Origin of the sequence: Alistipes sp. Marseille-P2263 (assembly GCF_018101075.1) — a bacterium.
In the GTDB taxonomy this organism is placed as follows: Bacteria; Bacteroidota; Bacteroidia; order Bacteroidales; family Rikenellaceae; genus Alistipes; species Alistipes dispar.
Map to the genome: position 1 here is coordinate 19,551 of NZ_JAGQEJ010000013.1, position 8,178 is coordinate 27,728.

An 8,178-nucleotide genomic window follows, 5' to 3' on the forward strand; every position below is an offset into this window, starting at 1 on the left:
TTGTCGTAAAGTGATTGAGGCCGATTAGAATTGGATGTTGATACCGCCCGAAATCGTCCTTACGGGCGAATAGGTGGCCTGGCTCGTCGATCCCGAATAGGAGTAGCGGGGATCGAATCCCTGACGCTTGGACCAGTACCAGACATTCTCGCAGGCGAGATAGACGCGCACCTTCTCGATTCCGACCTTCTTGGTGAATTTCGCCGGCAGCGTGTAGCCGAAGTTGATGTTTTGCAGGTTCAGATAAGAGGCATCCATGAGGAAACGATCCGACATGTTGTTCTGATCCTTGTCTTCATACTGCAAACGCGGAATGTTCGACGACGCATTGTCCGCCGACCATGCCTTGAGGATGTCCTTGTGCCAGTTCATGCCCGTCGTCTTGTTGGCCGGCGAGTACATGGCCGCCGCATAGCCCGAGTCGTAGGCCAGACCGCCGATCTGGTAGGTGAAGGCCACGCTCAGGTCGAAGCCCCAGAAATTGACGCTCGTGCCGAAACCGCCGTAGAGATCGGGAATCGGGTCGCCGCAGAGATAGTCCGACGCCTTGGCATATTCGGTCGTCGTGACGCGCTTGCCCGTGGGGTTGCCCTTGCCGTCGGTTTCGTCCATGTACCACATCGAAAGGCCCTCGTCTGAAACACCGGCATATTTCCTCATGTAGAAAGTGTACATCGGCAGCCCTTCTCCGAAGAAAGTGGAGCCGCTCACATAACCGGAGTAGCCATCGACCTGCTTGTTGCGGCGTTCGGGCGGCAGCATGGTGATCTTGTTGCGCAGGTGCGTCATGTTGAGGTTGATGTCCCACTGGACATGCTCCCGCCGGATCGGCGTAAAGTTCAGTTCGATCTCGATACCGCTGTTGCGCATGTCGCCCACGTTGGCGTAGTAGGACGAATAGCCCAGCGACGGAGCGACCGGGAACGACAGCAGCATGTCGGTCGTCTTGCGGAGGAAATACTCGACGCCTCCGGAAACCGTACCGCGCAGGAAGCTGAATTCCACGCCGGCGTTGAAGTTGGAGTTGGTCTCCCAGGTGATGTTCTCGGAACCCTTGGCGTTGAAGACGGTCGATACCTTTCCGTTGGCGTTTTCGATCGTGTAGGTGTTCGTGTAGCGGAAATTACCGATGTTGTCGTTGCCCTGCGAGCCGATCGAGGCCTTCAGCTTGAGGTTGTCGAGCCATTCGTAGGTGCTCTCCATGAAATTTTCCTTCGAAATGATCCATGCGCCGCCCAGCGACCAGAAGTTGCCCCAGCGGTGGTCGGGATGGAAACGCGACGAGGCGTCGCGGCGGTAGGAGGCCGAGAAGAAGTACTTGTTCTCGTAGTCGTACATGACGCGGGCGAAATAACCCTCGTTGTTGTACTCGGTGCGGTAGGAATTGGCCGCCTGCTTGTCGATGATCGCCCCGGCCAGTTCGTCGTTGTCCTGCGTCAGCATGTTGCTCTTGGAAGCCGACAACAAGTAAATGCGGTTCTGGTAGGACTCGTGGCCCAGCATCACGTTGATGTTGTGCGGGCCGATTTGCTTGGTGTAGTTGAGAATCTGCTGCAAGTTGAGGTCGAAATTCCGCTGATGGCCTTTCGAAACCGATCCCTTTTCGCTGGCGAACTGTCCGAACCAGGGATTCAGAACGCTCGTGGAGCGGGTTTCGTCGAGCGAAACGCCGGCGTTGAACGTGAACTTGAAGTCCTTGAGGAACGTGACGTCGAAGTAGGCCGTGCCGTTGAAGGCGTTGCCTTCGGCCTCCTGCTTGTTGAGACGCGAATCCGAGAGGGCGTTGCTGTTGGGGAAGAGCGAACGCTCCATGCCGGCGTTGTCGCCGTTGCCGTAGTCGTAGAGCTTGATGCCGTCCTCGTTGTACATGACATTACCCTCGCCGTCGCGGATGTAGAGCGGATAGATCGGACCGACGGCCGTCGTGTAGGCGAAGACGTTGCCCGACGAGTTGCCGGCGCCGCTGTCGTCGATCTGGTTGTAGCGGAAATGCGTGTAGTTGGCGTTGGCGCCGAACTTGAGCCACTTCTTGGCCTGGTAGTCCACGCGCAGACGGGTCGTATAACGGTCCATGTCCGAATTGTAGGCGATACCTTCGTTGTTCAGGTAGCCGAACGATCCGTAGATCGAGGCGTTCCCGGTCTGGCCGGAGATCGAAGCGTTGTACTCCTGACGCAGGGACGAGCGGAAAGCCGCATCGGTCCAGTCGTCGGGACGGACGTAGTACTCCTTGCCCTCATAGACGAGACGGCGGCCGAGAGTCGCAGCGGGATTGACCTTGCCGTTGATGCCGATGAACTCCTGCCCGGAGGGAACCGTATAGACCATATAGCCCAGACCGCCGCCGCTCGCGGACGACGTAAGGGTCTCATTGGCGCGCAGATGCGCCTCGCCGGCACCCATGTCCGAATCCATGTAGTAGTTTTTCAGCGCGCTGTAATGCAGTTCGTAGAATTGCGCCGGGTTGGTGATGTACGCATAGTCCTGGACGGCGCGCGAATTGACGCCCCACTTGGCGTCGATCGTCACGTGGGCCTCCTGCGACTTGGCTTTTTTGGTGGTGATCATCACCACGCCGTTGGCGCCGCGGGCGCCGTACAGGGCGTTCGAGGCGGCGTCCTTCAGCACGGTCATCGACTCGATGTCGCTCGGGTTGAGGTTGTTCAGGTCGCCCGAATAGGGCATGCCGTCCACGATCCACAGCGGGTCGTTGCCGGCGTTGAGCGAACTGAATCCGCGGATGCGGATCGTCGGGCTCTCTCCCGGCTGTCCCGAGGTGTTGGCGATCTGCACGCCGGCGACCTTTCCGGCCAATGTCTGCGCCACGTTGGACTGCTGCGACTTGGCGATGTCGTCCGACTTGATGACGGCGGCCGAACCGGTGAAGGCCTCCTTCTTCGCGGTACCGAACGCCACGACGATCACGTCGTCGATGGCCTGCGTGTCCTCTTTCAGCACGACGTCGATCCGGGTTTGCGACCCCACCCTGATCGTGTGGGACTGATAACCCATGAACGACACGACCAGCACATTGTCCGGTGCGGCCTCGATCGAAAAAACGCCGTCCGCACCGGAGGTCGTACCCCTCGTAGTGCCTTCGACCACAATGGTGGCGCCGACGATGCCGGCCCCCGCATGATCTTTGACCGAACCCGTAATCTCCCGTTCCTGCGCATGGGCGGACAGGAGCAGGCCGAGAACAGCCATCCATGATAGAAAGATTTTTTTGGTCATAAATGCGCCATTTTAACGCTGGTAAAAAAATTGATTGTAGAAAATTCGTTGTCTTCGTGTCCCGGCGCGGAGCCGAAATATATCCCCCTCCCCTTCCGGGAGTCCGGAGGGGGGGGGAAATGTCATCCGCCAGTCCGGTCACCGAACCGGCCGGACCGCAGACTATTCGTAGAAATCGTCTGCAAGGTCGTTCGTCTTCGAGCCCGAATACTTGGCAGCCTTGCCCCGGAATTCGATGGTCAGGGTGTTTTCGGTTCCGGACTTATCGTCGCTCCAGGAATCGAACGCGCCGTAATCCAATATGACGAGCGAAACCTGCCAGGTCTTGTCCGCGTTGCGTATGGCGGTAACCTTGGCCATATCGGGACACAATTTCGTAGTCATGCCCCATTGCGTATAGGTGTCCCCGTAACCGATGGAGCCGCGGGCCAGGTAGTCCATGGAGGTATCGTAATAGAAATTCCAGTGGGATTTCGTATTGTCGAAATCGGTCAGGTCGCACTCCTTGCCGGCATCGACTATCGCAGCAGGCAGGATCAGTTGCGGATTGGCCCACTTGTCCTCGACGGACGAACCTTCCGCCCCCGTACAGAAGTAGAAGTAATAGGCATCGAACGTCGCACCGCCGTATTCTTCGCCTCCGTTCCAGCGATAGCCTTTTTCCAGCCGGACCTCCATCCGGTCCAGGGTCTTGTCGGTCCATCCTTCGGGTTCTTTGTTGTCCTTGGTACGGATCTGAATGCTCGGCTCGAACGGTTTGACGGGCTTCAGCTTGTCTTCATCCATCGCGTCGGCCGTCGCAGCCGTCGGCACGCCGTAGTATTCGGCTTCGACCCCGATGCCGTTTTTCAGCGTCAGATTTACCCGCAGATAGATCTCCTTGCCGCCGGCGGGATTGGGACGGGTCTCGATCGTACCGGTCAGTCCGGCATCCTCGCCGTAGTAGGTCTGATAGGTCTTGTGGTCGTAGAGCCGGAACCAGTAATCGGAGGTCTGCGCCGCGACGTCGATCACGCCGTCGAACTTGGCAGCCAGCACCCGCACATACGCAGCCCAATGACCTTTGGCGAGATCGGCCGGGGCTGCGGCCGTTTCGGCATCGCCCAAAGCGAATACGTAGCTGCCGACCTGCGGCTCCTGCGAGAAGAGCGCGGCGATCGGGGCCTCGGCTGCGGCCGCAGCCTCGCCGCCGGATGCCGGCTCCGTCACCTTGATCGTATTGGTGGCCGCATAGCCTCCGGCGAACGTGCCTTCGTAGGCGGCACGCAGGCGTTTCCCGTCTTTCGAAGCGTCGAGCGCGACGACGAGCCCTTCGATCGTGCCGAATTTGTCCGTCAGGTACTTCGCCGTCAGCGTTCCGGTCGTCCCGGCGCCCGTTGTGAATTCGCCGCAGCGAATCTGCACCTTCGCGGGATCGGCCGTCGCGAGGTCGATTTCCGCCGTTCCGAACAGCTCCTCGGCGAGCAGAATCTCCACGCCCGCAGCCCCCTCCTCGGGAGCGGTCAGGCCCTCTTGCTCGTAGAGGCAGAAGCGGCGGTTGCCTTCGCGGACGTTGCGCCACTCGACGACGCTTCCGACGGCGGCGATCCGATTGTCGATCTCGTATTGGTTCGTCAGTTCGATGTCACGCTCCTCCGTACAGGTATTCTGGTAGCGGGCGAGCAGCGTCTTGCCGCTCTTCAATTCGACGCAGGTGTAAAGATTGAGCCGGGTCTCCGTCACCAGATCGACGGAAAGCTCCACGCTCGCGACGTCGTTCATCGTCGTCTTTTTCACCGAAATATCCTTGTATTCGATTTCGAACGGATCGGCGGCCGTGTTCACGCTGCCCTCGGGATTGTCCACCTTCACGCGCAGATAATCGTCGGCCTGTTCCATCTGTTCGGCATTGATAAGCCCCTCGGTCGGCGAGAGGTAAAAGGTGTGGCTGCCGTCTTCTTCAACGACATAGATCGCCGACTTGATGCCGACGAGGTCGCCTCCGTCGTACTGGAGTTGGTCGGTCAGTTTTACGGGCGGCTTCTTTCCGGGATCGTCGTCGGGATCGTCGTCATCGCATGCGCCCAGCATGGTTGCCGATGCGAGCATCGCGCACGCCAGCGCGCGCAGTCTGTAATGGGTCGAGTTTTTCATAGCGATTGTTTTTAATAGCGCGGGGTTCGGGGAAACCCCGCGCTATCCGGTTTCACTTTGTCATTCGGTCATTCCGGCCTTTCGGAACATGACGTCCGGCAGTTTTTCGGCCAGACGGCTCATCGAGACCTTCGGAGCCGGCAGGCGGCGGAGCAGCCTGGGCGGTTCGAGATGATCCTTCCCGGCCGCAGCACCGCCCGCCGTTTGGCTTACGACAGGGCCTTCCCACGTTCCGCGCACATGATGCTTGCGCACGCAGATGCCGTCAACCTCGAACCGATACCAGTTCTCCTTGCCTTCGCCCTCGACCTTGGTGATCGTAACCTGTCCGCCGTAGAGCAGGGCGTGTGCGTCCATGTATTCGAAGATCTTGTCGTCGTCTCCCCACATCGAGTAGGACTGATGCATCCACCGGCTGCCGCTCAGGGCGCCGTTCAGCATGATGCCGCGCATCATGACTCCGGGCTTGATGAATTCCGGCCAGCGCTGTTCGGTCACCTCGTAGGTTCCCGGAGTGATCTCGTTCTCCTTGCCCGGCTCGGTGGCGAGTTCCAGACGGACGATGTCGCCGCCCGGCTCGCGATCCACGAAGTCCTCAAGACGATCGCCTACCGATTCGATACCGATATTGATGAATTGCAGGCCGCAGTTGTAGGTGCTGACCGGCTTGTAGCCGATGCCCTGGATATAGATTTGGTCGGAGGTATAGTAATGCGCCTTTTTGATCTTCGACAGATCCATGTCGTAGTCGCGCTCGAGCGTCGAGGTGCCGTCGTCGTCGGGCTTGTCGTCGGATGCGTCGGTGATCGGAATGACTCCGGTGTACGAGCCCTTGAGCGTAAAGCCGTCCTTCGAGGTGAGGTTGAACTCGATCTTGTACACCGGCTGGCTTTCGCCTTCGCCGTTTTCGCCTTTGCTCTCGCCGACGGCCTCGATCTTTATGGTCCCCTCCTTTCCGTAGGAGAATTGTCCGAAAGAGGTTCCGTCGTCCAGTTGGACATAAGTGCCGAGCGGGAATACCATCGCTTCCATCGGAATCTCCACGGCGGGCATCCACGACCCCCATTGGAACGAGGTGTTGGCCAGATATTCGTGGGGCTTGATCACGGCTTCCTTCGGATTGCCGAACAGGTCGTTGAATACGACGAGCGCAGCGGCGAGACCGCCCTGCCCCTTCTCCGTGTCGTAGGTTTCGTCGTAAATGTTGATCTGCATCATGCCGGTACCTGCTTCGAGCATGTTGCCGTAATAGGTCGCGGTGGCGCTGAATCCGACCACTTCCACGTCGCGTCCGATCTGCGGCAGGTAGAAGCCGCCGTCCTCCGGCTGATCGACGATCTGGAGCTGTCCCTCATAGACGATGCTCTTTTCGGAACCGTCCGTATCGACGAAACGGAGCGAAACGCTCCAGACGTCGCCTTCGCGGGTGACTTTCAACGGCTCTCCCGGAACCAGCGACAACTGGGTCTTATTGCCCTCGGCGTCGATATACTGAACGCCGGTATATTGGGACGTGAACGTGTGGTCCTCGTTGAGCTGGCTGGCCATATATTCGCCCTCGGGAAGCGTGTAGGCATCTTCGCCCGGAACCGCATAGAGGTCGGCCACGAAAAGGTAACCCGCCTCTTTGAGCGTCACCTGCCCTTTGGCCACGGTATATTCGGCATCCGTAAAGGCCATATAATAGTTGTGCGACTCCACGCCCTTGACCGGGCCGAGGTACCACGACAGCGGAACTTTATCCAGCACCACCTTGTCTGCGTCGTCTCCCTCCTCCGAAGCGTCGGAATTCTTGCACGGTCCGTAATAGGCGACCGTCAGCGTTTTGCCGCCGGTTTCGATTTCGGCGGAAATGCGGGCGACGCGGGCCGAGAGGAACTCGACCGAGAGAGCCGCTTTCGAGGCTTCCCCGACGTTCGAGGAGTTCACGTCGATCTCCCCATAGACGATTCCGTTGCCGGCAGCCGTAAGATCGACGGCTCCGGAAGGCTGTTTGACGGTGATCTTCACGGCATCGTCGGCGATCAGCATGCCGTCCGCATCCACGAGCCCTGCCGTCGGCGAGAGATAGATCGTATAGACAGGGGCGGCTTCCGGAACATCTGCCTTTTCGCCGTTTCCGGGAGTCTCGACCGTATAGACGGCGGATTTGATTTCCCGCACGACACCGTTGCAGATCAGTGCATTCCCGCTTTCCGGCATATCGGGGTCGCCGGATGAGGACGAGTCGTCGTCCGAGCATGAACTCAGCGCGACGGCTCCTGCCATGCAAAGCATGATCAGAAAGAATGGGTACAGTTTTTTCATAGGATGAGATTTAATGAACCGGCTTCCCGGCTTGGTTTTGCGAATGGAATGCACCGAACTCGACGCCATCTTTGAATGGGTTTTACCATTTTACATTCGGAACCCTGAGCGGATTCCGGAAAAAATTACTTATTCGAGTTTTCGGGATTTTTTCAGCTCGGCACGAGAACGGCGCCAAGGAAAAATCCCCCCCCCTCGCGATTTGACGAGGAAAGAGGATTCTCTCAATAACAAAAGTAACAAAAAGTTTCTATTTTGATTCATTTTCGGCGATTTTTTAATCAGGAAGATGAAAAAAGATACTGTTCGTCGGTGAAATTCAGGCGGTAGGATTTACTCTCGCATGCAAATTTTTTCCCGTATTTCCCGGATCTCCAGGGCGGGACGGATTCCGGAAAGACGGCCGCACGAACGGATCGTCTTCGGGAACGGGGCCTCCCGGCCGTTTCCCAAACGAACCGGCTCCCGAACCCTTGCCCCCCCCCGACATGTCCCGCCCGGAAC

Annotated in this window: 3 protein-coding genes; all 3 read right to left on the reverse strand. The window is 58.5% G+C overall.

Annotated features, from left to right (window positions below):
- Positions 1 to 24: 24 nt before the first annotated feature.
- Positions 25 to 3,207, reverse strand: a complete 3,183-nt coding sequence (locus tag KB554_RS12850) for a TonB-dependent receptor (protein ID WP_211036434.1) — start codon at positions 3,205 to 3,207, stop codon at positions 25 to 27.
- Between the two features lie 189 nt (positions 3,208 to 3,396).
- Positions 3,397 to 5,367 carry a hypothetical protein gene (locus tag KB554_RS12855; protein WP_211036432.1) on the reverse strand — a complete coding sequence of 657 codons (1,971 nt, stop codon included), beginning with the start codon at positions 5,365 to 5,367 and terminating at the stop codon, positions 3,397 to 3,399.
- 60 nt (positions 5,368 to 5,427) lie between these two features.
- Entirely contained in the window at positions 5,428 to 7,674 is a 2,247-nt protein-coding gene (locus KB554_RS12860; RefSeq protein WP_211036433.1) for a hypothetical protein, read from the reverse strand.
- Positions 7,675 to 8,178: the final 504 nt, after the last annotated feature.

Excerpts from the sequence above, each read along its gene's own strand:
- KB554_RS12850 (WP_211036434.1), bottom strand. The coding sequence starts at position 3,207 with ATGGCTGTTCTCGGCCTGCTCCTGTCCGCCCATGCGCAGGAACGGGAG.
- KB554_RS12855 (WP_211036432.1), bottom strand. The coding sequence starts at position 5,367 with ATGAAAAACTCGACCCATTACAGACTGCGCGCGCTGGCGTGCGCGATG.
- KB554_RS12860 (WP_211036433.1), bottom strand. The coding sequence starts at position 7,674 with ATGAAAAAACTGTACCCATTCTTTCTGATCATGCTTTGCATGGCAGGA.